Source organism: Brevibacillus sp. TJ4 (genome assembly GCF_044627595.2).
Classification (GTDB): Bacteria; Bacillota; Bacilli; order Brevibacillales; family Brevibacillaceae; genus Brevibacillus.
Genome location: NZ_CP185865.1, coordinates 2,313,541 through 2,336,616, shown reverse-complemented (window position 1 = coordinate 2,336,616; position 23,076 = coordinate 2,313,541). Strand labels below are relative to the sequence as shown.

Genomic DNA, 23,076 nt, shown 5'->3' with positions numbered 1-23,076 from the left:
AGTGGAGGGATGTATCCGATGGCAAGTGTGTATGTGCTGGGTGGCGCGAGAACCCCGTTTGGCAGTTTCGGCGGCTCTTTGAAAGATGTTTCCGCGACTGAACTGGGAGTGGTAGCCAGCCAGGCGGCAATCCACAGGAGCAAGGTCGCAGCCGAACAGATCGACAACGTCTTTGTCGGAAACGTGATCCATACATCGAGAAACGCTTCGTATTTGGCCAGACATATCGCCTTGCGGACTGGGGTGCCCATCGAAAGCCCCGCCCTGTCGCTGAATCGTTTGTGCGGCTCCGGGTTGCAAGCGATCATCTCTGCCAGTCAATCGATTTTGCTCGGGGAATCGGAGTTATCCCTGGCGGTCGGTACGGAAAATATGAGCCAATCCCCGCATGTGTTGCGAAATGCGCGATTTGGCGCCGGACTTGGATCGCCCGAGCTGGACGATATGCTGTGGGCGACATTGACGGACGAATACACAGGCTGCGGAATGGGCATGACCGCCGAAAATATAGCAGAGAAATACGGTATTGGTCGGGAAGAACAGGATCATTTCGCCTTCGAATCACAGCAAAAAGCGGCGAATGCGCGAAAGGAAGGCAGATTTGTACAGGAAATCGCTCCTGTCATGGTCACGGACAAAAAAGGGCGGCAGCATGAAATTTCCACAGACGAGTATGTTCGCGAAGAAACCACGCTGGCGGGTTTGTCCAACCTCAAACCGGCATTCAAAAAAGGCGGTACGGTTACCCCCGGGAATGCAAGCGGAATAAATGACGGAGCTGCTGCGGTAGTCGTTGCTGGCGAGGCTTTCTTGAAACACAACCCGCAAGCAACACCGTTAGCGAGATTGGTTTCATGGGGGATCGCAGGTGTCGAGCCAGGCATTATGGGAATCGGTCCTGTCCCGGCTACGCATATCGCGTTGCGCCGGGCCGGTCTGACGCTCGCCGACATCGACCTGATCGAAGTAAACGAAGCGTTCGCCGCGCAGTATTTGGCTGTAGAGAAAGAGCTTGATTTGGATCGCAGGAAAGTGAATGTAAACGGTGGAGCTATCGCTCTGGGCCATCCTGTTGGAGCAAGCGGGGCGAGAATTCTCTATTCTCTGGTCTGCGAGTTGCACAACAAGTCAAAAAAATACGGTGTCGCTTCCTTGTGTATCGGTGGTGGGCAGGGGATCGCCATGGTGATTGAAGCGTTGTAGGAATGCACAAATTGAAAGCGTTTGCAACAAACGGGGTTGAATTGAAAAAAAGGAGAGGGTCAGAATGATCGGGAACAAAGCGAGAAGGTCAGTACATGTATGTCTCAGCCTGCTCATGGCGGTTGGACTGTTTCTGGCGGGCTGCTCGTCAGCAACGAATCAATCGGATAGCTCAGGACCGGTGAAAATCGGCGTCATCGGGGCGTTCCAGTTGGCTGCGGGTAAGGAAATTCAAGATGCAGCAAAACTCGCCATCGAGGAAATTAATGCTGCGGGAGGAATACTCGGCCGTCCAGTCGAGGCTATCTATGCAGATACAAAAGCAAATCCGGAAGAAGGGCGTGCGGTAGTCGAACGCTTGTTGTATCAAGATCAAGTGGATTTCATCATAGGCGAGCATCGCAGTGAAGTGGCACTGGCCGTACAGCCGGTAATTATGGAAAACAAGAAAATTTTCATCAATACAGGATCGGCTTCTCCAATCGTAACGGAGAATGTAGCCAATGATTATGAATTCAACAAGTACACGTTTCGTCCCATGCTGAGTTCTGCTCAATTGGGCGAAGGATTTATGAAACAGTTTGATCAAATGGTCCAGGAGGAAGGCTACTCCAAAGTCGCACTCATTGCGGAAGCTGCCGTATGGGTCGACCCGATCGTTGTCGAATTCGAACAGAAGTACAAAGACAAACTGGTTTTGCTGGAGCGGCCGGCTACGGACACGGAAGATTACTCGATTGAGCTATCCAAATTGAAAGAGAGCGGAGCCGAAATTGCCATGACGCTGTTTTCTGCCAACCAGGGGATCGTCTTCAGCAGACAGTGGGCAGAAAGGCAAATACCGGTCGTGATTACGGGTTACAACGTACAGGCGCAAAGTCCGGATTTTTGGAAGCAGACAGAAGAAAAAGCACAGGGCATTTTGACGTGGAAGCATGGTGTTCGTTCGGAAATTACAGAAAAGTCTGTACCTTTCTGGGATAACTTTACCAAAGCCTATAACCGGGTACCTGGGCCTTACACGGGAATTACCTCGTACGACGGGGTCTGGGTAATTGCCGATGCGGCAAATCAGGCAGGCACGCTGGATTCCGACAAACTCGTGGAGACGCTGGAGAACGGAACATTTACAGGAGCATCCGGTATTATCAAATTCAGCGAGGATCACGGCTATATGATCGGGGATGATTTTGTTCCCTTCACGTATATCCAGTGGCAGGATGGGGAAATGGTAGCCGTTTGGCCCGATACTATTGCGACTGGCAAACCCGTAAAACCAGAGTGGATTCAGCAGTAAAAATGGGGATTGCAAGGAGGATGCTATGATTTCAGACATTGTCGTTTTCGGCGCAATCTGGGCGGCTATCTACTCAATGATTGCCTTAGGCTTTTCGCTCATCTTTGGCGTAGCCAAAGTGATGAACCTCGCCCATGGAGCCTTCTTCATGTTTGCCTGCTATACGGCGTACCTTCTCTCATCGACGGGGCTGGGGCTATTGTGGGTAGCCCTGGGCTCCCTCGTCGCAACGATTCTCTTGTCCTTTTTCTGCTACTGGGTTCTGATCAAACCGATGGGAAACTCCCTGACACAAGTATTGATTGCGACGTGGGCGTTCGCCATGCTGATGGAGCAAGCAGTCGTGTTGTTCTTTGGGCCGGAGCCGCGCTACGTGCCGTCCATTTTTAGCGGAGGCATGGAAGTATTGGGTGTCCGCGTAACCCATCAGCAAGTCTTAGCCTTTGCCATGACGATTGTTTTGCTTGTGCTGTTGTGGTGGCTGCTCAACAAGACCGACATGGGACGAATTATCCGTGCCGTGTCCCAGGATCGCGAAATGGCTTCCATGCTGGGAGTCAATGCGGAACGCGTTTTCCTGTTCGTCATGGGGCTCTCGTCAGCCTTTGCTGCGATCGCGGGCATCCTCGTTGCCCCCTTTCTGACGGTCACTCCGGCGATGGGCTGGTCGCCGATTCTGGTTGCCTTTACGATCGTCGTGTTGGGCGGCTTGGGGAATATCTGGGGTACATTGATTGGAGCGTTAATCGTCGCATACGCTGAAATGATCACCTCCTACGCCATTTCTCCTCAGTTAAAGGATGTCGTGACGTTCTCCATTATGATTCTCGCCTTGTTGTTCCGACCGAACGGCCTGTTCGCCAAGGGGGTGAGTGAAAGATGATCAGGAAACATAAATTTGCATTCGGACTGGTCGCTGTCCTTACCCTGGCACTTGCGGTCATGCCGCTTTTCATTAACTCGCTGTATATTCTGTCGATTCTTACGCTGGCCAATTTGTACGCTGTCTTTGTCATCAGTTGGGACATTGTGTCAGGCTATTCGGGAAAGCTGAATCTCGGGCAGGCACTGTTCATCGGGTTGGGAGCCTATTCAGTCGGAATCCTGCATGGTTCACTGGGGATTATCCCCGCCTTGTTGATCGGGATGCTCGCAGCCGCTGCTGCCGCGATTGTTATCGGCGTTCCGAGCCTGAAGCTGAACGGACCGTTCTTTTCCTTGACTACAATGGTTTTGCCGTTGATTTTGCATCAGTTGGCGTACACCTACCGGGGAGTAAGCGGGGGAGAATTCGGCCTGAACGTGAGTGTGCCTTTGAGCAGGATGGAGCTGTACTACGTGACGCTTGGGTTTATGCTCGTTTCCGTTTTGGTGATCTTGTACATTTCGCGGTCGCGAACCGGAAAGATTTTATTGGCGATCAAGGAAGATGAGATGGCGTGTTCCGCGATCGGCAACGACGTAGAGCGATATAAGCTGTTTGCATTTGTCCTGAGCGGGATTATCTCCGGCTTCGGCGGAGGCTTGCTGGCTCTTTACCTGCGACACGTGAGTCCAAACGTATTTGATATTTGGCAATCGGCAACGATCCTGATCATGGGCATAGTCGGCGGGATGGGGACGATTCTCGGACCTCTGCTCGCTGCATACGGATTGACGTTTTTGTCGGAATGGCTTCGCGGAGCGCAGGAGTACCAGGATCTGATCTATGCCGGTCTGCTGGTCATCTTTGTACTGGTAATGCCCAAGGGAGTAGCAGGTTTGGGGGCGGTATTGAAACGGAAAAAGGGGCGAAAGGAGGACAAAGCGAATGAGCTTCTTTCAAGTGCAGAGGTTGACGAAAATATACGGCAAAGTCAAAGCGGTTAATGATGTATCGTTTTCCGTAGAGCAAGGGGAGTTTGTGGGGATTATCGGTCCCAACGGCGCGGGTAAAACGACGCTTTTCCACGTCATCAGCGGGATGCAGAAGGCGACTTCAGGAACCGTTCATTTCAAGGGAAAGGAGATTACCGGCAAAGCTCCGCACCTGATTGTCAGAGAAGGGTTGACCCGCACGTTTCAAGTTCCCAGACCTTTTCAGGAGTTAACCGTCTATGAAAACCTGGAAATTGTCCACTCATCCAAGCCACATGCTGAAGAACGATCGACGCGATTGGACCGGATCGTCGAGCAGGTAGGGTTGAGCAAAAGCGTCAACCAGTTGGCGGGGAATTTGCCGCAGGGAGATTTGAGACGGCTGGAACTGGCGCGTGCCCTTGCTACATCGCCGGATCTTTTGTTACTGGATGAACCGTTTGCCGGATTGAATGCCGGAGAAATCGAGGGTCTGGCCGAGCTTCTGTTGCGGATGCACAAGCAGGGCATCACGATCATTATTATTGAACACAAATTAAAAGAATTGATGAAAATGGTAAAGCGCGTATTGGCGATCCAATTCGGGGAATTGATTGCGGACGACATCCCGCAACACGTTGTCAACAACGAACGGGTGCTGAAGGCGTACCTGGGGGATAGGAGTTGGGACTTTGCTTACAATCAGTAATTTGGAAGTGAGTTATGGCAAAGCGCGGGTCATCGATCAGCTCAGTCTCCAGATTCATCAGGGAGAAATGCTCTCGATCATCGGGCCGAATGGTGCGGGCAAGACTACCTTATTGCGCACGATCAGCGGACTTGTCCCTTCCAATCAGGGGGAGATACGTTTTGAAGGGCAGGCGATTCACGGCATGTCCGCGCACAAGATCGCCAAATTGGGCATTACGCACTGTCCGGAAGGCAGGCGTCCGTTTCCCGAAATGTCAGTTTTGGAAAATTTGCTGATGGGCGGGCTCCATGTAAAAAAAGACAAGCGGGAAGAGCGATTGCAGTACGTATTCCAACTGTTTCCGATTCTCAAAGAGCGGGAGACGCAACTGGCCGGTACGATGTCAGGCGGTCAGCAGCAAATGGTGGCAATCGGCAGGGCGTTGATGACCTCTCCGAAACTGTTGATTCTCGACGAACCTTCCATCGGCCTGGCACCGCTCGTTGTGGACGAAATCTTTGAGCAAATCCGGATCATCAAGGAAAGCGGGGTTACGATCCTGCTCGTCGAACAAAATGTGGACGTAGCGCTCAAGGTGACAGATCGGATCGCCGTGATGGACCACGGGCGACTTTCCTTCATGGGGCAGCCGTCTGATCTGGTCAATGACAAGAGTCTCAGGGAAGTATATCTGGGAATCGGATAGCTTCACTAAAAACAAGATCAGCCGAAGTCAACCCGATGCTCCACTGAAAAAATAACATGACTGACCAGCAGGTGATCGTCTGTGTCCCGCGAATAAGTTAGGAGGTTGGCAGAGATTGATCACAAGGAGTTGCTACGTATGTCGAACTTCGACCAAAAGGAAACAGAAACAGGGGAACAAAAGCCAGGCAAAATATCCTTGCAAGAAGCGATAAAGAGGAAACTGGCAGAGAAAAAGCAAAGCCAAGCAAACGCCAATGCTAGTTCGTTTCATCAAAAGGCGACAAATCAAAAGATGAAAAGCCAAAACACCAAAAAGCCGAACAACCAGCGCAGACGCACAGGCGTATAAGCGCAAGAGAGGCACAGGGGACTGTTCTGAACCCTGTGCCTCTCTTTTTTTGGATCGAACCGTAGTGCGCGACTCGCTTACTTGGCAGCCTTTGCAGCCAACGAAGTTTTGGCAGGTGTCTGCTGCTCGGTTGTCTTCGGCTGTTCCAGCTTCTTGCGGAGGATCAAACAGGCCACAACCAGCATGGCGAGTCCGTTGACAATAAAGACCACGCGGATGGGAATGATTCCGCCGAGCACGCCGCCCAGTACCGGTCCGATCATCGTCCCCAATTGGGTAGCGGATTGGTTGAGACTGAACGCTCTGCCGCGAAAATCCGGATCTGTCACCTTGACGATCATCGCGTTGATGGACGGATAGACAGCGGCGAAGAACAGTCCGTACGTGAAGCGGAGAATACCGAAGCCGTACAAGTTCGTAAAGAAAAACTGCAACAGGTTGCCCACTGCGCCTCCGATCAAGCCGATGATCAAAATTTTGGTGAATCCGGTTTTCGAGCCGAGCCTTCCCCAGCGCGGAGCTGCGAGGACGGTGGCAATCCCGACCGAGGAGAAAATAATCCCGGCGCTCAGAGAGGCTTCTTGCTGCGAGACTCCCAACTGCATGACGTAGACGGTCAGCAGCGGTTCCAAAAGCATCACTGACACCGTGACCATCATGCTGACGCCGAGAATCATCATCAGGGAGCGATTGGCCCAGGCTTCCCGCAAATCTTCGCGCACGCGGGAGCGCTGTCCGGTCTTCTTGCTTTCCGTCTCCTTGACCATCACGGTCGCGATTGCCGCCGCGACGAGGACGATAAAGCCGGAGAACAGAAAGGCTTCCGCATTTCCCCATGTGTGACTGACTACACCGCCGACCAGCGGGCCGATAATCCCGCCTGTCGCACCGGCGGTTGCCATGATGCCGAGCGCATACCCGACTTCTTTATCGGGGGTGTTGGTCGCGACCAGAGCGATCGCTGCGGGGATGTACCCGGCAAGCAGTCCCTGGAAGATACGCAGGATGATGAACAGGTAAGGATCGGTCACGAAGTACGTCAAAAAGTAAAGAGCCGCCAGACTGAAACCTGAGCGGATCAGCATTGGTTTTCGCCCGTATTTGTCCGCGAGCGAACCCCAGTATGGTGAAATCAGCGCACTGGCAAGGAAGGTAATCCCGAAAGAGATGCCGGCCCATGCTTCCAGATTCTCCTCGATTCCCAAGGAGGTATTCAAAAAGATGGGCAAAAACGGAATGGACGTGCTGTAAGCCGTACTGCAAAAAAAGACGCCTACCCATAAGACCCACAAATTTCGCTTCCAGGAAAAATTCATTACACCTTCAACACCTTTACTGTAAAAAAACCGTAAATTGTATATCACTCATTCTAGCACTGCCTGTCGAGACTGACCAATCAAGAAAAGTGATCGCACTATTGCATAAAGGAAATAACCATTGCCGGCTTATCCATCTAGGTAAATGCCGTTCCCAGAAATAAAAGCGTGGATATAGTGGAAAGGAGCAATCCATGACCAATGGTTGAAAGGGGACGCACGGATGCGGTTTACCTCATCAAAATGGAGTCTTCACAAGCATTATTTGCGCTCGCCCAGCTTGCGGGCGTATCTCCCTCCTACCGCCATTCTGACACGGCAAAGCCTCGCCCATTACCTTACCCATTACCAATCCGTCTACGTGAAGCCCGATCGGGAGCATATGGGCCGCGGCATTACACGTATCACGAAAGTGGCAGGCGGCTATTCCGTCATCCGGGTGAAAGGGAGAGTCAGGCGCTTTCGGACGATCAGGGGCGTATATCGCTACCTGCGGGCAATGAGCGGAAAGAGCCGGTACATCATCCAGAAAACGATCCCACTTGCCAAAGTGGGGGGGAGAAACTTTGACGTCCGCGTGATGATGATGCGAAATGGCGAGGGGAATTGGGAGTATGCCGGGATGCTGGCAAAGGTGGCTGGCAGAGGAAGCGTCATCACCAACGTAATGAGGGGCGGCGGCTATGCGGTGAAGGTGGAGACGGCTTTGGCGTTCCTGCCGGAGGAACAACGGGAAGCTGCGATCGAGCAATTGAAAGAGATCAGCTACGAGATTACCAGGCATTTTGACAGCTACCGGCGCTCGTCGCAAATCGGCATCGATTTTGGCGTCGATCCGACAGGGCAGATTTACCTGATTGAAGTGAACTACGATTTTCCTTCGCATCTGCTCTTTCGGCTGTTGCAAGACAAGACGTACTATCGCAATATCAGAAGGCTGGTTGCTGCATACAGCGCTTTCAAGAAAAGAAGGCTGCAAGCCAAAAAGAAGTAAAGAAGCGAAAGGGAGCGGACGGTGCGGGGCACGCAAGCGAATACGGGGAAATGCGTCTTTTTGCAAATGGGAAAGGCCCGATCTGAAGGCGATCGGGCCTGCTTCTACGTGTCTTTCTTTTGTCGTGTCTGCCCTGCCTGTTTGCGAATCGCTTCCATGAATCGCTGCCAAGGCTCAGGCAAAGAGGGAGGACGTGTCTCCTGCTCCTGCTCCGGTACAGGGAGATGCTGCTTCTGCTCCTCGTTTTCCATGCGATTCACCTACTCTTTTGCATTTACCCAGTCATGGCGCAGCTTGAACAACTCTTGCAGCTCGGATGCCGACAGCTCGGTAATCCATTTTTCGCTGCTGCCCACGATTTGCTGGCTCAAGGATGTTTTTCGTTCCATCATTTCATCGATGCGTTCCTCGATCGTGCCCAGTGCGATAAACTTGTAGACCTGCACATTGCGCTCCTGGCCGATCCGGTACACTCGGTCTGTCGCCTGATTTTCCACAGCCGGATTCCACCAGCGGTCGATGTGGATGACGTGATTGGCCTCCGTCAAGGTCAGACCGGTACCGCCTGCGCGCAGCGACAATATAAAGACGGCTCCTCTGCTCTCATCAGGCAGGGTAGGGTCCTGGAAACGGGCAATCATCTCGTCGCGCTTCTCCTTTGGGGTGGAGCCATGCAGGAAGAGGACAGGCCCGTACCCTTCCCGCTCGAGAATGTGCTGCAAAAGATGCCCCATTTCGATGTACTGGGTAAAAATCAGGCAGCGTTCGCCCTTTTGCCGGATTTCGCCAATCAACTCCAGTACGCGCTCCAGCTTGTGCGAGCGGCTGGCGTCGTTTGCCTGGGAAAAATCTTTCTGGATCAGGGCAGGGTGGTCGCACAATTGCTTCAGCCGCGTCAAGGTAGTCAAAATCAAGCCGCGCCTAGCCATCGGCGATGAATCCTCGAGGCGCGAGAACATGTTTTGGATCGTCGTCTCATACAAAGCGCCCTGTTCTGCGGTAAGCGGAACATACACCTTCTGCTCCAGTTTTTCCGGAAGGTCGAGCTGGATGCTCGGATCGGTCTTTACGCGGCGCAGCAGGAATGGCTGAATCAACTGCTGGACCTGTTTGACCAACTGCTGCTGATTGTCGCGCTCGACGGGCAGCACGTACTGCACCGTGAATTCGCGCAGACTTCCCAGATAGCCCGGGTTGAGAAAATCAAAAATGGACCAGAGCTCGCTCAGGCGGTTTTCGATCGGCGTTCCGGTCATCGCGATGCGGTGCAGCGCCTGAAGCTGGCGGACGGCGGTCGCTTGCTTTGTCGACGGGTTTTTGATGTTTTGCGCTTCATCCAGACAGAGTGTAGCCCACGTCAATGAAGACAGCTCCGCCTCATCCAAATGGGTGAGCGTATAGGTGGTAATGACGACGTCCACATCTTTGACTGCCTGCACAAAATCCTCTTTCCGCGGACGAGTCCCGCCGTAATGGATGTGCACACGCAGCGAAGGGGCAAAGCGCTCCAGTTCTTTTTGCCAGTTGCCGATCACCGAGGTGGGGCAGATGAGCAGGGAAGGCGTGCTAGTGTTGCCCTGCTGTTTGAGATGGAGCAGGTAGGTGATAAACTGGACGGTTTTTCCCAGCCCCATGTCGTCGGCCAGACAAGCGCCGAGTCCGTAGCGTCGCATGAAAAACAGCCACGAACTGCCCTCCTGCTGGTAGCGTCGCAGTGTTCCCTTGAGCGCTTCCGGCTGTGGCAGCATCGGGATGTGCTTCGTTTCAGCCAGTTGGTGAAACAGCTCCTGCAATTGCTTGCCCATTTCCAGTTCAATCGAGAGGGGAGGCATGTCGTCTTCCTCGAAACCTTCGTCGTCCGCCTCGATAATGGTGGAGCGGTTCATCTTGATCAGATCAAGCAGAGACACGCCTTGTTTGCCGCGTGATTTTTTGATCGCCTCCTGCACTTGCCAGAGCAGATCGGGGGTAAGCTGGATCCATTGACCGTTAATTTGCAAAAGGCGCTTTTTTTGCTCCAGCAGTTGCTGGAACTCCGCTTCGCCGAGCTGCACATCGCCGACCGCGAGTTTCCACTCGAACTCCATCAACTGGGAGATGCCGATAAACGATTGCCTGCTTCCTCGTACAGACGTGCCTACTTTGGCGATCAGCCGGGGTTTGGCTCGCTTCGCCTGTTCCCACCAGACCGGCAAAAAGACGTGAATCCCTGATTGCACCAATTGCAAGCTGCCCGTGGTCAGAAAGCTCCACGCTTGTTCATTGGTCAGCCGTGCCAGATAGACGGGGTGGCGCTCTTGTGTCGAGAGCCAGGGCAAGATTTCTTCACAGGTTTGCAGGTCGTGCAAAAAACGCCCCCAGTACGTACGCCAGGAGTGCGGGATCGCCGCAGTCGCCAGTTCCGTATCGTGCAGCAGCCCTGCTTCCAGAACGTACAAGCGTTCCGGTTGTTCGCGGTCTTGCAGCGAAACTTGCAGGAACCAGTCGTCTGCGCCATGATGTGCTTCCACGAGCTGCAGACAGGTGCGGAACGGACACAAATCAGGCAGCCAGCCGATCGTCCGCAGCCATTCCGGTTCTTGCAGGTGGGGCGAGAGGTCGTCTCCCATCACGTGCAATCCGGGATAGTGCTGCTGCAAGGATTTCCACGCTTGGCGTACCTCTTGCGATTGTTCCAGCATATCTGCGATTGTCTCGGACAGCCAGGCATCTGCATAAGCGGGTAGTTCACCAGGCGGGAAGGCGGCCTTGGATGCGTCGGACAGTCTCCAGCCTTCGTGCCCTTTTTTCCAGTCGGACAAGTTGGGCAAAAAGTCCCCGCTTGCCAGCGCCTGCCGGATCAACTGCGCTGTGCTGCGCATGGCCGCACAGGCAGCGCTTTCCCGATACGTGACGTACTCCAGCCGTACAGAGTCGGTCCAGAAGCGCAACGCCTCGGACGGGGAGAGCAACAGTCCAGCCTCCGCAGTCGCAAGAAAAGTCCCGTAGTAGGACGGTTCATCCCATGCAAACAAAACGGCAGCCAGCTCTTCCGGGGGGATGCGTTCTCCTTGCTGGTTGGTTCCGACGAACAAAAATTGTCCATCGGGCTGTCTTTCGGCGTGAAGCAGGATTTCAGCGACGGTATTCATAGGCTCAGATTTCCTCTCCTTACTTCCTCCTGAAACGCCCGCAGGCGGTTGTGCTTTTCCATCAGCCGCTTTACGTACTCATTCCAGCCTTGTTCCCTGTCAGCCTTTTGATACAGGGCTCGCACCTTTTTCAAATGCCGGATCGCCTCCTGGTAGGACGGTCGGGTACGTTTTTGGATCAAGCGGTTGACTTCCTGCAAGTAAACCGGGAAGAGCAATTCCGGCTCCGATTCCTCCAGCATTTTGATGCGGGCGGGAGGAAGGTCGGCGAGCGGAGTCTGATACGATAAGTGCAGGTCAATCCAGCGCCGATGCTCACCATTCTCCTCGAGGTGAGAGGAGTATTCGTAAAAGCTGGCGGGCAAGAAATTGCGCAGCTCACGCCCACATTCTTCAGCCTTGCCTACATTCTTCATCGCCTCCTGCCAGATGGCGACTGCGAAGCGATAATCAGCGGACACTGCAGTCGCAATCTGCCGCTCCAGCGCTTTCGTCCATACGAGTACACGGGCCCATTCGCCGTCACGGGCGAACGCCTTGATGTAGTACAAATAAAAAGAAAGCGGAATGCGAGGCAGTGACAGCCAGATTTCGAGTGCAGGCTGGTCGTGTCCTTCCTGCACGAAAAAATGGGCGCGAAACAGCCGGTACATTTCATGCTGGCCGGGCGACAGTGTCGGGAACTGCAGCTCGTGCTCCAATTCGGCGACTTCCCGTTCTACCCAGGAAACATTCGCTCCCAGCTCCCACCAGATCATCCGGTACGCGTACGCCCAATAGAGTGCGGAGCGATTTCTGCGCTTCAAGCGGCTGGTGATCGCCAGAGTGGCTTCCCATTCGGCAGGGAAATCCTTTTGCATCTGCTCGGTATCGAGTTCGTACAAGCTGCCTTCCAGATGCTCAAGCAATTTTTCTGCCGTCTGCGTCAAGTCGACAGACCAGTTCGAATGGCGGTGTGTATGCACAAAATCCTCGAGTGTCAGCAAGTGAAACAGGATGGCGTGAATGGAAAACAGGCGTGCCCGGCCGATATTCCAGTGAACAGCGAGATGCAGCAAATTTTGATAGCTGGTCATCAATTCCGTCGATGCGCGATGCTGTTCCATGGCGGCAGGGAGGTTGCGAGTCCAGCTCTCCATAAAGCTCCACCATTCATCGACACTGCTTTGGGGACGCAGCGGTGAGGTGGGGGAGGGTGCTTCCCGTTCATCGCTGATCTGTTTCAACACATCGCGATAGGCAGGGATCAGCATGGAAGGGGTGAATACGGGCGAGCGCGGCTGCCTGGCACGGGCCAGGAAGCTGCGCGGGTTGTCGAAGACACTGTACATCTGAAAAAAGGTAGCGGCAATATGCTTGCAGCAGCGTGTGTACGGGCAACTGCACGTACTGTTCTGCACATCCTTCAGATCCAGCAGCACGTCGTACACGGCCGTACCTTGCACATTGCTGGCCAAGTATCGACCGTCCTGCACGCGCGTGTTAAACACGGCACCATCCGAAAAATACGAGTAGCCGCGTTCCAAAATGGGCAACTCCAGGATCGCCAATAGCTGTTCTCCTGTCTGTAGCGCTTGTTCACGTGTCAGCTCTTTTTGCAGCATAAAGACAATCCCCCGAACCAAGTATATCCTTCTATTATAATGCAACTTGGCCGCATTGGAAAAACAAACGAAAAAAAGACCGTGCATGTGACGGCCTTTTTTATATCGCTGCTATTCAGTTTGCTGGGCCGCATTCGGGTCCATGTAGAGAATTTCCCACATATGGTTGTCCAAATCCTGAAAACTGCCGTAGTACATGAACCCGTGGTCAACGACATCATTCGAGAAACTGCCGCCAGCCTCAAGTGCTTTTTGTACCAGCTCGTCTACTTCTTCCTTGCTGTTTGCAGACAGGGCGACGATTACTTCCGTCGTTTTTGCGGCATCGGTGATTTCTTTTTTTGTGAACGTCCGGAACAATGGTTCGGAAATCAGCATGGCGTAGATGTTGTCGCCGATGACCAAGCACCCGGCTTTATCGTCCGTAAAGTTCGGATCGAATGTAAAGCCGAGCCTGGTGAAAAACTCCATTGATTTTTGCAAGTCCTTTACCGGGAGATTGACATAAATTTGCTTTGCTTGGTAGGCCATTCGCTTTTTCACCTCATAATAATTCGGATGGTTTTATTGTAGCAACCGCCTACCAGACAGATTTCTTTTCGATTGCGGTATTTTGCAGATCAGAATGCCCAGTTTCCGTTGCGGAAGATCGCTTCCCGCTGGCCATCTGCCCGTTCGCCATCGATGTTCATCTCTGCGGACCCGATCATAAAGTCGACGTGTACAAGGCTTGTATTCAGCCCGTAACTGGCCAGTTCTTCCTCGCTCATCGTGCTGCCGCCCGCGAGATTGGTCGGGTACGCTTTGCCGATCGCCAGGTGATTGGACGCATTTTCGTCAAACAGGGTGTTGTAAAAAATCAGGTTGGAACGAGAAATGGGAGAGTGATGCGGAACTAGCGCCACCTCGCCCAGATAGCGTGCACCCTCGTCCGTATCGAGCAATTTTTGCAGGTACGCTTCGCCCTTCTTCGCAGTCGCCTTGACAATTCGTCCATTTTCAAAGGTGAGCTGGAAGTCCTCGATCAGATTTCCGTGGTAACTGAGCGGTTTGGTGCTTTGTACGACACCGTTGACGCCATCCTTGTGAGGAGCGGTAAAAACTTCTTCGGTCGGGATGTTCGGCATGAAAGGGACTCCGTCCTGCGTGTTCGCCCCTCCGCCGACCCAAAGATGGCCGTCGGGCAAATCGATGGAGAGTCTCGTTCCGGGCGCTTCGTAATGGAGCGTTTTGTACTTCTTTTGATTGAGGATGTGTACTTTGCTGTTCAACTGAACCTGATGCTTTTTCCACGCTTCGATCGGATCGTCTGTATGTATGCGGGTCGCTTCGAATATCGCGTTCCAGAGAGCGGGCTGGCGTTCGTCCTCGGGAAGATCGGGAAACACAACCTCGGCCCACGCAGGGGAGGGAACAGCGATGACGCACCAGCTCACTTTGTCCGCCATCAGTTCGCTGCGATACTGTTTCGTGGCCTCGCCCGCCGCTTTATTCGCTCGGGCGATTCGGTTCGGGTCTACTCCTTTGAGCAGTTCGGGATTAGGGGCGGAAATTTGCAAAAAGGCGGCACCGTTTTTCGCCAATTCCTCCATGCCTTTTGCTTTCCATGCGGGATATTCGTCGAATGCTTCTTCTGGAGCAAGATCGTATTTGATTCGCGTCAGTTCGTCATCTGCCCATTCAAAGTAGACATGTTTGGCGCCTGCTTCATAGGCTTTCCTGGCGACGAGGCGAGCGAAGGGGGCAGCCGAGACGGGGCAGGTAACGACGAGCGTTTGCATCTTTTGCACGTTTACGCCAACTGTCACTGCTAATTCTGCGTACCGATTCAGATAGTATTGAAAATCCATGAAAAACCTCCTCCTCACGATACTGTAAACCATATTATACCAATCTAATTACTACTTTACTCTGTATCGTACTGTGCGTCTATCCATTTTTTTTTACTGGGAGAAACCGTTTTGATCGGGGGCCTGGGTGGAAAAGCTGCTGCAAAAAAATTTTGATTGCAGGAAATCGGACAAAAAAGAGCAAATTGTATGTATTGTACAACTATTTGCGAGGAGGCTGACGATGAGCAGAGCGACACGTGAGCAAGTACCTGTAGAGAGAACGTGGAATTTGCAAGACCTGTTTGCCAGTGAGGAAGAGTGGGAGAAAAAGCTAGCGGAAGTAGAGGAGATGCTGGAAGGCGTAACCGCGTACAAAGGCGCTTTGCAGCGAGGAGCGAAGGAACTGCTGGGCTGTCTCGAAGCGGAAGAAGCGCTTACGGTCCGTTTGCTGCAGGTCTATGCCTATGCGAGCCTGCACTTGTCTGCAGACGGAACGAACTCGCTCAACCAGGAACGAGTAGCGCGTGTAGGAGATTTGGCATCCAGGATCAACGCCTCTCTGTCGTTTATCCGATCGGAAATCCTCGATTTGCCGGATGGCACAGTCACAGCCTGGATAGACCAGGAGCCGGGACTTGCCCCTTACCGCAAAAAACTCAATGATTTGCTGGAGACAAAGCCGTATCGCCTGTCACAGGAAACCGAATCTGCCCTCGCCGCACTGGGTGAGGTATTCGGCGCTCCGTATACGATTTACAACCGCGGCAAACTGTCGGACATGACCTTTGATCCGGTGCAAGATTCGCGAGGCGAGGAACGTCCGGTATCGTTTGCGCTGTACGAGACAGATTACGAAATGTCGCCGGATGCAAAATTGCGCCGTGACGCGTACGCTTCGTTTACGCAGACACTCAGGGCGTATGAAAACACGTTTGCCGCTGCGTATGCCACAGAAGTGAAAAAGCAGACCGTGCTCTCCCGCCTGCGCGGATACGAGTCGGTAACGGATATGCTGTTGCAACCGCAGCAGGTGACGCGTGAGATGTACCACAACATTCTGGAGATCATCGGCACCGAACTGGCTGTGCACATGCGCCGTTTTGCCCGGCTGAAGGCACGCGTACTGGGACTGGAGAAGCTGTCGTTCTGCGATTTGAAAGTACCGCTCGACCACGATTTCAGTCCTCCGGTCACGATTGAAGAAGCGGGCAAGCAAATTCTTTCCGCTCTGCAGGTAATGGGCGAAGAATATGCGGGAATTATGAAACAAGCGTTGGAAAATCGCTGGATCGACTACGTGGACAATGTCGGCAAATCGACGGGAGCATTTTGCAACAGCACGTACGGCACGCACTCGTTTATCCTCATCACCTGGGCGGACAACATGCGCAGCGCGTTTACGCTTGCCCATGAACTCGGGCATGCCGGACATTTCATGCTCGCCGGAAAATACCAGAAGTATACGAACTTCCGTCCCAGTCTGTACTTTATCGAAGCGCCTTCCACATTGAACGAGCTGCTGCTGGCCCAGCATATTACATCCCAATCCGACGATCCTCGTCTCAAGCGTTGGGTCATCCTGCAACTGATGAATACGTACTATCACAACTTTGTCACCCATCTGCTGGAAGCGCGTCTGCAAAGGCTGGTGTACGATGCGGCGGACAAGGACGTGCCGATTACGGCAAAGCGTCTGTCGGAGTGGAAGGGCAAGGTGCTGTCCGACTTCTGGGGAGATGCGGTCGATCTGGACGCGGGAGCGAGCCTGACATGGATGCGTCAGCCTCACTACTATATGGGACTTTATCCATATACATACGCGGCTGGTCTGACGGCATCGACAGCGGTAGCGTCGGCGATCCAGCGCGAAGGAGAGCCAGCAGTCGAACGCTGGCTGGAAGTCTTGAAGGCAGGGGGGAGCAAGACGCCGCTTGAATTGATGAAGCAAGCAGGCGTCGACATGTCCCAGCATGAACCGATCCGCGAGGCAGTCGCCTACGTCGGCAACCTCGTCGACCAACTGGAGCAGATGTTTTAGTGAAGGAAAAAGGGGTGGCTGCCTGAAACGCAGGCATCACCACCCCGAACTGCTCGTCAGTACCCGACCTCAACCGAAGCAATGACGATGTAGGCGAGATCATTCTTGTCCTCTTTATCCGCCAGCACTACGCCGCTGCTCGTCAGCATGCCGCCATCGACTACTTCAAAGGTCACTTCGCCGTAAGGGAGCTCGTCCCGTACCACGGCCAGGTCGAGCTTCTCTTTGTCTGCCGGTACGGCCAGGCGCACATTCACCTTCATATTATGGATGTTTTGTTCGGGCAATACAGAGCGCAGACCCGGCATTGAGTTGTGGTGGATCGCATTTTGGACGGCGCGTACAGCCGCTTTTGTGACGTTTTGCCCATGCAGATCGACACCCATGCCAATTTCAATAAACATCACTTTTTCCATTCGATATTCACTCCTGTCTTTGTCTCAGCGATAGTGGTATTGTACCATGTATGGCAGAACGCTTTGCACCCTTTGCCAAACTATGAAACTTCTGTTACGTTGCGAGCAAAACAGGAGAAAAAGAGTGGGAAGAACTGTTATAATAAGTTGAATAGCTAGCTGATCCCGGTTTTCGGGGGCGAGGACAGGACGGTGTTAATCGGTGGGTAATGTGGATTTTGCCAGTATGCCATGGGATTTTTTCTGGGTTGGCGTAGGGTATTTTATGATTACTGGCGTATTGTTTTGCTTTGGCTTTCTCCGCTTTGCGCAGCAGCGAAAAAGAAGCGGTTACATGTTCATGGCTGGAGCTGCAGTCAGTGCGACTGTGTTTTTGACGTATTTGTACAAGTATCATCTGTAACTGTACATCGAGGAAGATGGCTCGCATGCAAATGGTGAAGCGTGCGGCGATCGACAAACAAGGAGGGAAACCAGCGAATCACGTCATTCGGTGGTTTTTCTCTATCCGAGACAAAGAGAGGAATATGCATGAGGCCAAAAGTGATCGTATACAAAAAGGTGGAGCCAGCGATTGCTGCCTATCTGCGTCAATGGTGCGACGTCGTGTTGTTCGACGCGCTGGATGAGCGTACGTTGCCAGACTTTTACCGCGAGCTGGAAGACGCGGAAGGATTGCTCGGTTCTGGCTTGCGGATCGATAACGAATTGCTCGATCGCGCTCCCCGGTTGAAAATCGTCAGCAATATTTCCGTCGGCTATGACAATCTCGACATTCCGGCAATGAGCAGCCGGGGCGTGATGGCAACCAACACGCCTGATGTGCTCTCCGATACCGTCGCTGACTTGATGATCGGGCTGATGCTGGCCGTCGCCCGGCGCATCCCCGAGCTGGACCTGTACGTAAAGGCAGGGGAGTGGAAGTCACCAGCGGCACCAGGTTTGTTCGGCGTCGATGTACACCACAAGACGCTCGGCATCATCGGGATGGGACGGATCGGAGCCGCGATTGCCAAGCGCGCCTACCACGGTTTTGACATGAACATCCTCTATCATAACCGCAGCCGCAATGCAGACGCAGAACGTCTCTATCAGGCTTCGTACACCAGCCTCGAGGAGCTGTGCCGAAACGCCGATTTCATCTGCCTGATGGCCCCGCTCACACCAGACACGGTCAACCTGATCGGGGAAAAGGAATTCCGCTTGATGAAACAAACGGCGATCTTTGTCAATGGCTCGCGCGGTGCGACCGTCGATGAAGCGGCCCTGGTTCGCGCACTGCGGGAGGGCGAGATACGCGGAGCCGGGCTCGATGTATTCCAGACGGAGCCGCTCGGCGAAAAACACCCGTTTCAGAACATGGCAAACGTCGTAACGGTGCCGCATATCGGCTCGGCAACTGCCGAGACCAGGATGAAGATGGCAGAGTATGCAGCAGAAAACCTCGTACTCGGCTTGCAAGGAAAAGTACCGCCGGCTTTGCTCAATCGCGAATAGTGTGAAGAGTGAAAAATTATTGGTCCGGCACAGATCAGATGTGCCAGACAGAAAATGGGGGAGGGCCATATGCGCGGCATAACTGCAGAAGATTTGTACCGGATTCGCTATACGAGCGATCCGCAACTGTCTCCGGATGGAAAGAAAGTAGCATTCGTGCAAACGTCGATCAATGAACAGCGCCAATATGTAAATCAACTGTACGTACAGTCATTGACAGACCGGACGATCACACCCTTGACTTCAGGGGAAGCGCGGGACAGCAATCCTCGCTGGTCGCCTGATGGCTCGAAGTTGGCGTTCGTCTCCAACCGCTCCGGCAAGTCGCAGATATGGCTGATCGACGCCGCAGGCGGAGAAGCAGTCCAGTTGACAAAAGGAAAACACGCAGCGACCCAGCCTGTCTGGTCGCCCGATGGAAAGTACATTCTGTTTTCTTCTCTGCTCGACGCAGGAGAATCGTTCGACGATCCAGCCGACGAACAGGAAAAAAGCCTGCCAAAAGCAATCGAAGTGACACGTATGAAATACAAGTCGGACAATTACGGCTTTGTCTATGCCAAAAGCAAGCAGCTCGCTTTGCTAGAGGTAGAGACGGGGTCGATTACGCCGCTTACACAAGGGCTGTACGATCATGCGGACGGCGTATTCTCACCTGATGGAAAATGGCTGGCGATCATCGCCAACCGCAGCGAAAATCCGGACTTCCAGCATGAGACAGACCTGTACCTGATTCCCGTAGAGGGCGGAGAGTGGAAAAAGCTCACGGCAAGCGACGGAACGTACGGGTTGCCCAGTTGGTCGCCGGACGGCAGCAAAATTGCCTATATCGGGGCTACTACCGAGCGGCATCAGTACGCCGTAATGAAAAAAATCTGGATCGTCGACGTCGAGTCGGGAGAGCGCCGCTGCGTAACCAAAGATTGGGACGTACAGGTGGGAGACGTGACCATCGGAGACGTGCGTTCGCCTGGCCATCCCAACCCCGGTGCGGTGTGGACGCAAGATGGAGAGGGCTATTACTTCCTGGCGAGCGAACGCGGCGGCTCGGGCGTATACCGCGCGTCACTGGACGGGAGCGTCACCCCTGTAGTCACCGGCGAGCGAAACGTCTACGGCTTTTCCTATCACCCGCAATCAGACAGTCTCGTCATCGCGGTTAGCGATCCGGTAACGCCGGGCGATCTGTACCAGGTCGACCTCGTGACTGGAGAGGAAACGCGTCTGACAGTGGTGAACCGCGAGCTGTTTGCTGACATCCAGTTGGCGACGCCTGAGGAAATCCAGTTTGCTGGCGCGGATGGCTGGCAGATCCAGGGCTGGCTCTTGAAGCCTGCGCAATTCCAGCCGGACGGGAAATACCCGCTCATCCTGCAGATTCACGGCGGTCCGCACTCCATGTACGGGCACACGTTTTTCCATGAATTCCAGTTGCTCGCCTCACAAGGCTATGCCGTCCTCTACACCAATCCGCGGGGGAGTCACGGCTACGGCGAGACGTTCGTCCAGGCTGTCTGCGGCGACTACGGCGGAAACGACTATCGCGATCTGATGCACGCGGTCGATTATGCCTGCAGCCGGTTTTCCTGGATCGACGAGACGCGCATGGGAGTCGCTGGCGGCAGCTACGGCGGCTTTATGACCAACTGGATTGTCGGTCAGACCAACCGCTTCAAGGCTGCTGTGACCGACCGCAGCATCTGCAACTGGATCAGCTTTTACGGAGTGAGCGACATCGGGTACCATTTTTCTGCCGAGGAAATTCAAGCCAACCCGTTTGCCGACCCGCAAAAAATGTGGGACCATTCGCCGCTTCGCCTGGCCGCCAATGTGGAGACGCCGCTTTTGATCATGCATGGGGAAAAGGATTACCGCTGCCCGATCGAACAGGCCGAACAACTCTACATTACGTTGAAGCATCAGGGCAAGGCACCTGTTTCCTTCGTGCGCTTTCCCGATGCCAACCACGAAATGTCACGCAGCGGAGACCCTGAACAACGGGTATTGCGCTTGCAGTATACGGTCGACTGGTTCAATTCGTACGTGTAACGATCATAAGAGAGCAGGCGAGAGAAATATGTTCCTTTTCGCCTGCTCGTCTTTGTTTCAGTAGACTACCCTCGCTGTTACGTCTGATTGAAAGCGCATACAATAAAGAAGATCGAATATTTTCAACCTGTCAGAAAAAATTGATTTGCAATTTACTGAAAAATATCAATTGATTTACTATTCATTTCTTTTTATACTCTAATATAAATACTTTGGCAGAGAGTAGATGTGCGCGATATACTCTCGCTCAAGCTAGAAAGGCTGTGGATAAGCGCACGACATTGTTTTCTGAATAGTGGGAATACATTTTTCATCAACGGACATCTTTCGGTTTATTTCCGTTGAAAGGATGCGAAGCAATGACTAGGGGTTTCATCGTTTCGCAGTGGCTGTGTGTATCATCATTTTTTATACATAGAAAGGGGTTCAGCTATGAAAACATTCCAGAAAGTAGCCGGCATGCTCGCTCTATCCTCCCTTCTCCTGGTGACTGCTTGCGGAGGAAACAACGCGGCGCCGAGCAACGGGGGCAACACGACGAATGAAGCGGCACCGGCTAACACCAGCACGGGCAAAGGCGACACCATGTTTCTGGGGATGACCAACCCGCCGATTTTGTTTAACCCGATCAACAGTTCGGATGTCGCTTCCCAATTCGCGGAGAAGTTCATGTTCGATACCTTTTTGGAAATGGATGGGCCGCTCGAATTTATCCCGAAGCTGGCCGATTCGATTGAAACGACGGACAACCAGACCTTTACGATCAAGATCAACGCAAACGCCAACTGGACAGACGGAACGCCTGTGACGGCACACGATGCGGCGTTTACGCTGAATCTGATCGCCAATCCCAAAGTCGAAACGAGCGTTGGCGCCTACATCGCCGCATTTGACGGCTTGGGGGCGAGAGGCAAGCTGGAAGAAGGACAGACCGAAATTCCTTCTGTAGTCGTGGTCGATGACAAAACCTTGCAATTTAAAACTGCCGCTCCGGTAGACCCGAACATGATCAAAGAGCAGATCGGAACAAAGCTGATGATCCTGCCCAAGCACGTGCTGGAAAACGTCGATCCGGCAGCTCTCTCGCAAGACCCGTTCTTCCAGAAGCCGACAGTCACCAACGGTCCGTTCAAATTCGTGCAATACCAAAAAGACCAATATGTGGAGTATGCGGCCAATCCTGATTACTACCGGGGCAAGCCGGAGCTGGAGAAGCTGTTTATCAAGATCATGCCAGGTCCGAACATGGTCGCCCAGTTGCAAACAGGCGAAATTCACATGAACGTAGGCGGCGGGATCGGAAAAATTGCTGTCCAGGACTTTGACACCGTCATGTCCTTCGACAACGTCGTGACGAAGACAGAGCCTACTTTTGGCTTCCAGTACATGATGTTCAATACGGATGTCATCGACGATCCAAAAGTGCGGCAAGCATTCGCCTACGCGATCGATCGCCAGCAAATCGTCGACAAGCTGCTGAAAGGCTACGGCGAAGTCATCGACGGACCGTACACATCTGTCAGCCCGTACCTCGACAAGTCCGCGCAAAAGTACACGTACGATCCTGAGAAATCGAAGCAACTGCTGCAAGAAGCTGGCTGGGACTTCAACCGCGTAGTGGAGTTTACCGTTCCGACCGGTAACAAAGTACGCGAACAGTCCGCTGACATCATTACGCAAAACCTGCAGGCTGTCGGAATCAAACTGAATGTCACCAAGTACGACTTCCCGACCGTGCAGGCAAAAGCGAAAGCTGACGATTTCGAACTGATGCTGATGGGGCAGACGCTTACCCTCGACCCTGACGTATACAACCTGTACGGGTTGAATGGTACGTCCAACTACATGAACTACAACAGTCCGCGTTCGGAGGAACTGATGGCAAAAGGAAAAGCGGAGCCGAACTTTGACGCGAGAAAACAAATCTACTCCGAACTGCAAAAAATCTGGAACGAAGATTTGCCGCTGATCACGCTGTACTCCGACCACGATTTCGTCGGAATCTCCAAAAAGGTCATTCATGGAGAGCCGCGTGTGTTCGGATTCCACAAAGACCTGCAAAAATGGTCGATCGCAGGCGATCAATAACGATCGCTTGTAATCAATACGTTTAGA

20 protein-coding genes are annotated in these 23,076 nt (G+C 53.2%); 13 read left to right on the top strand and 7 right to left on the bottom strand.

All coding sequences use genetic code 11. The annotated features are described in order from the left end of the window. Positions 1 to 18: 18 nt before the first annotated feature. The 7 genes from ACAF76_RS11345 (at position 19) to ACAF76_RS11315 (ending at position 6,084) form a co-directional block, all read left to right on the top strand. On the top strand, positions 19 to 1,203 hold the full coding sequence (locus ACAF76_RS11345; protein WP_400163665.1) for an acetyl-CoA C-acetyltransferase: 1,185 nt from the start codon (positions 19 to 21) through the stop codon (positions 1,201 to 1,203). Between the two features lie 64 nt (positions 1,204 to 1,267). Then, complete coding sequence (locus ACAF76_RS11340; protein WP_400163664.1) at positions 1,268 to 2,500, top strand: ABC transporter substrate-binding protein; 1,233 nt, start codon at positions 1,268 to 1,270, stop codon at positions 2,498 to 2,500. Between the two features lie 25 nt (positions 2,501 to 2,525). Next, positions 2,526 to 3,383, top strand: a complete 858-nt coding sequence (locus ACAF76_RS11335; RefSeq protein WP_400163663.1) for a branched-chain amino acid ABC transporter permease — start codon at positions 2,526 to 2,528, stop codon at positions 3,381 to 3,383. Then, entirely contained in the window at positions 3,380 to 4,369 is a 990-nt protein-coding gene (locus tag ACAF76_RS11330; protein ID WP_400163662.1) for a branched-chain amino acid ABC transporter permease, read from the top strand. Before ACAF76_RS11335 ends, ACAF76_RS11330 begins: the two co-directional genes overlap by 4 nt. Next, a complete protein-coding gene (locus ACAF76_RS11325) occupies positions 4,311 to 5,045 on the top strand; it encodes an ABC transporter ATP-binding protein (protein ID WP_400163661.1) in 735 nt (244 codons plus the stop codon). Before ACAF76_RS11330 ends, ACAF76_RS11325 begins: the two co-directional genes overlap by 59 nt. Next, the gene (locus tag ACAF76_RS11320; protein ID WP_400163660.1) at positions 5,029 to 5,733 is read left to right on the top strand and encodes an ABC transporter ATP-binding protein; all 705 of its coding nucleotides are present in this window, start codon (positions 5,029 to 5,031) and stop codon (positions 5,731 to 5,733) included. The genes ACAF76_RS11325 and ACAF76_RS11320 overlap by 17 nt, the downstream gene beginning before the upstream one ends. A 138-nt stretch (positions 5,734 to 5,871) precedes the next feature. Next, positions 5,872 to 6,084, top strand: coding sequence for a hypothetical protein (locus tag ACAF76_RS11315; RefSeq protein ID WP_400163659.1), 213 nt, complete (start codon positions 5,872 to 5,874; stop codon positions 6,082 to 6,084). A gap of 77 nt (positions 6,085 to 6,161) precedes the next feature. Here ACAF76_RS11315 and ACAF76_RS11310 read toward each other — a convergent pair whose 3' ends face one another. Beyond that, the gene (locus ACAF76_RS11310; protein WP_400163658.1) at positions 6,162 to 7,400 is read right to left on the bottom strand and encodes an MFS transporter; all 1,239 of its coding nucleotides are present in this window, start codon (positions 7,398 to 7,400) and stop codon (positions 6,162 to 6,164) included. Positions 7,401 to 7,623: 223 nt separating this feature from the next. Between ACAF76_RS11310 and ACAF76_RS11305 the strand changes: the two genes are divergently transcribed. After that, positions 7,624 to 8,394 (top strand): YheC/YheD family protein, encoded by a 771-nt coding sequence (locus tag ACAF76_RS11305; RefSeq protein WP_400163657.1) that lies wholly within the window; start codon positions 7,624 to 7,626, stop codon positions 8,392 to 8,394. Between the two features lie 104 nt (positions 8,395 to 8,498). On the opposite strand, the gene ACAF76_RS11300 is transcribed toward ACAF76_RS11305, so the two are convergent. From ACAF76_RS11300 to ACAF76_RS11280, 5 genes are all read right to left on the bottom strand, one after another. Further along, complete coding sequence (locus ACAF76_RS11300; RefSeq protein WP_400163656.1) at positions 8,499 to 8,645, bottom strand: hypothetical protein; 147 nt, start codon at positions 8,643 to 8,645, stop codon at positions 8,499 to 8,501. 9 nt (positions 8,646 to 8,654) lie between these two features. Then, on the bottom strand, positions 8,655 to 11,525 hold the full coding sequence (locus ACAF76_RS11295; protein WP_400163655.1) for a DEAD/DEAH box helicase: 2,871 nt from the start codon (positions 11,523 to 11,525) through the stop codon (positions 8,655 to 8,657). Continuing rightward, positions 11,522 to 13,129, bottom strand: a complete 1,608-nt coding sequence (locus tag ACAF76_RS11290) for an SWIM zinc finger domain-containing protein (RefSeq protein WP_400163654.1) — start codon at positions 13,127 to 13,129, stop codon at positions 11,522 to 11,524. The genes ACAF76_RS11295 and ACAF76_RS11290 overlap by 4 nt, the downstream gene beginning before the upstream one ends. Positions 13,130 to 13,240: 111 nt before the next feature. Next, positions 13,241 to 13,660, bottom strand: coding sequence for a VOC family protein (locus ACAF76_RS11285; protein WP_400163653.1), 420 nt, complete (start codon positions 13,658 to 13,660; stop codon positions 13,241 to 13,243). Between the two features lie 89 nt (positions 13,661 to 13,749). Further along, positions 13,750 to 14,979: an aminopeptidase gene (locus ACAF76_RS11280; RefSeq protein WP_400163652.1), complete on the bottom strand. Its 1,230-nt coding sequence runs from the start codon at positions 14,977 to 14,979 to the stop codon at positions 13,750 to 13,752. Between the two features lie 223 nt (positions 14,980 to 15,202). Here ACAF76_RS11280 and pepF point away from each other — a divergent pair, with 223 nt between their 5' ends. Then, the gene (pepF, locus tag ACAF76_RS11275; RefSeq protein ID WP_400163651.1) at positions 15,203 to 16,999 is read left to right on the top strand and encodes an oligoendopeptidase F; all 1,797 of its coding nucleotides are present in this window, start codon (positions 15,203 to 15,205) and stop codon (positions 16,997 to 16,999) included. 56 nt (positions 17,000 to 17,055) lie between these two features. On the opposite strand, the gene ACAF76_RS11270 is transcribed toward pepF, so the two are convergent. After that, positions 17,056 to 17,415 (bottom strand): Lin0512 family protein, encoded by a 360-nt coding sequence (locus ACAF76_RS11270; protein WP_400163650.1) that lies wholly within the window; start codon positions 17,413 to 17,415, stop codon positions 17,056 to 17,058. Between the two features lie 202 nt (positions 17,416 to 17,617). Between ACAF76_RS11270 and ACAF76_RS11265 the strand changes: the two genes are divergently transcribed. The 4 genes from ACAF76_RS11265 (at position 17,618) to ACAF76_RS11250 (ending at position 23,049) form a co-directional block, all read left to right on the top strand. Further along, positions 17,618 to 17,818: a hypothetical protein gene (locus tag ACAF76_RS11265; RefSeq protein WP_400163649.1), complete on the top strand. Its 201-nt coding sequence runs from the start codon at positions 17,618 to 17,620 to the stop codon at positions 17,816 to 17,818. Between the two features lie 128 nt (positions 17,819 to 17,946). Further along, positions 17,947 to 18,912, top strand: a complete 966-nt coding sequence (locus ACAF76_RS11260) for a 2-hydroxyacid dehydrogenase (protein WP_400163648.1) — start codon at positions 17,947 to 17,949, stop codon at positions 18,910 to 18,912. Between the two features lie 69 nt (positions 18,913 to 18,981). Then, positions 18,982 to 20,961, top strand: a complete 1,980-nt coding sequence (locus tag ACAF76_RS11255; RefSeq protein WP_400163647.1) for a S9 family peptidase — start codon at positions 18,982 to 18,984, stop codon at positions 20,959 to 20,961. A gap of 432 nt (positions 20,962 to 21,393) precedes the next feature. Continuing rightward, a complete protein-coding gene (locus ACAF76_RS11250) occupies positions 21,394 to 23,049 on the top strand; it encodes an ABC transporter substrate-binding protein (RefSeq protein WP_400163646.1) in 1,656 nt (551 codons plus the stop codon). Positions 23,050 to 23,076 lie beyond the last annotated feature (27 nt).

What these genes read in the sequence shown, in the direction of transcription:
- ACAF76_RS11305 (WP_400163657.1), top strand. Translation starts at nt 7,624, where the DNA reads ATGCGGTTTACCTCATCAAAATGGAGTCTTCACAAGCATTATTTGCGC.
- ACAF76_RS11250 (WP_400163646.1), top strand. Translation starts at nt 21,394, where the DNA reads ATGAAAACATTCCAGAAAGTAGCCGGCATGCTCGCTCTATCCTCCCTT.
- ACAF76_RS11335 (WP_400163663.1), top strand. Translation starts at nt 2,526, where the DNA reads ATGATTTCAGACATTGTCGTTTTCGGCGCAATCTGGGCGGCTATCTAC.
- ACAF76_RS11260 (WP_400163648.1), top strand. Translation starts at nt 17,947, where the DNA reads ATGAGGCCAAAAGTGATCGTATACAAAAAGGTGGAGCCAGCGATTGCT.
- ACAF76_RS11325 (WP_400163661.1), top strand. Translation starts at nt 4,311, where the DNA reads ATGAGCTTCTTTCAAGTGCAGAGGTTGACGAAAATATACGGCAAAGTC.
- ACAF76_RS11330 (WP_400163662.1), top strand. Translation starts at nt 3,380, where the DNA reads ATGATCAGGAAACATAAATTTGCATTCGGACTGGTCGCTGTCCTTACC.
- ACAF76_RS11270 (WP_400163650.1), bottom strand. Translation starts at nt 17,415, where the DNA reads ATGGAAAAAGTGATGTTTATTGAAATTGGCATGGGTGTCGATCTGCAT.
- ACAF76_RS11300 (WP_400163656.1), bottom strand. Translation starts at nt 8,645, where the DNA reads ATGGAAAACGAGGAGCAGAAGCAGCATCTCCCTGTACCGGAGCAGGAG.
- ACAF76_RS11290 (WP_400163654.1), bottom strand. Translation starts at nt 13,129, where the DNA reads ATGCTGCAAAAAGAGCTGACACGTGAACAAGCGCTACAGACAGGAGAA.
- ACAF76_RS11310 (WP_400163658.1), bottom strand. Translation starts at nt 7,400, where the DNA reads ATGAATTTTTCCTGGAAGCGAAATTTGTGGGTCTTATGGGTAGGCGTC.
- ACAF76_RS11280 (WP_400163652.1), bottom strand. Translation starts at nt 14,979, where the DNA reads ATGGATTTTCAATACTATCTGAATCGGTACGCAGAATTAGCAGTGACA.
- ACAF76_RS11340 (WP_400163664.1), top strand. Translation starts at nt 1,268, where the DNA reads ATGATCGGGAACAAAGCGAGAAGGTCAGTACATGTATGTCTCAGCCTG.
- ACAF76_RS11315 (WP_400163659.1), top strand. Translation starts at nt 5,872, where the DNA reads ATGTCGAACTTCGACCAAAAGGAAACAGAAACAGGGGAACAAAAGCCA.
- ACAF76_RS11295 (WP_400163655.1), bottom strand. Translation starts at nt 11,525, where the DNA reads ATGAATACCGTCGCTGAAATCCTGCTTCACGCCGAAAGACAGCCCGAT.
- ACAF76_RS11285 (WP_400163653.1), bottom strand. Translation starts at nt 13,660, where the DNA reads ATGGCCTACCAAGCAAAGCAAATTTATGTCAATCTCCCGGTAAAGGAC.
- ACAF76_RS11345 (WP_400163665.1), top strand. Translation starts at nt 19, where the DNA reads ATGGCAAGTGTGTATGTGCTGGGTGGCGCGAGAACCCCGTTTGGCAGT.
- pepF (WP_400163651.1), top strand. Translation starts at nt 15,203, where the DNA reads ATGAGCAGAGCGACACGTGAGCAAGTACCTGTAGAGAGAACGTGGAAT.
- ACAF76_RS11255 (WP_400163647.1), top strand. Translation starts at nt 18,982, where the DNA reads ATGCGCGGCATAACTGCAGAAGATTTGTACCGGATTCGCTATACGAGC.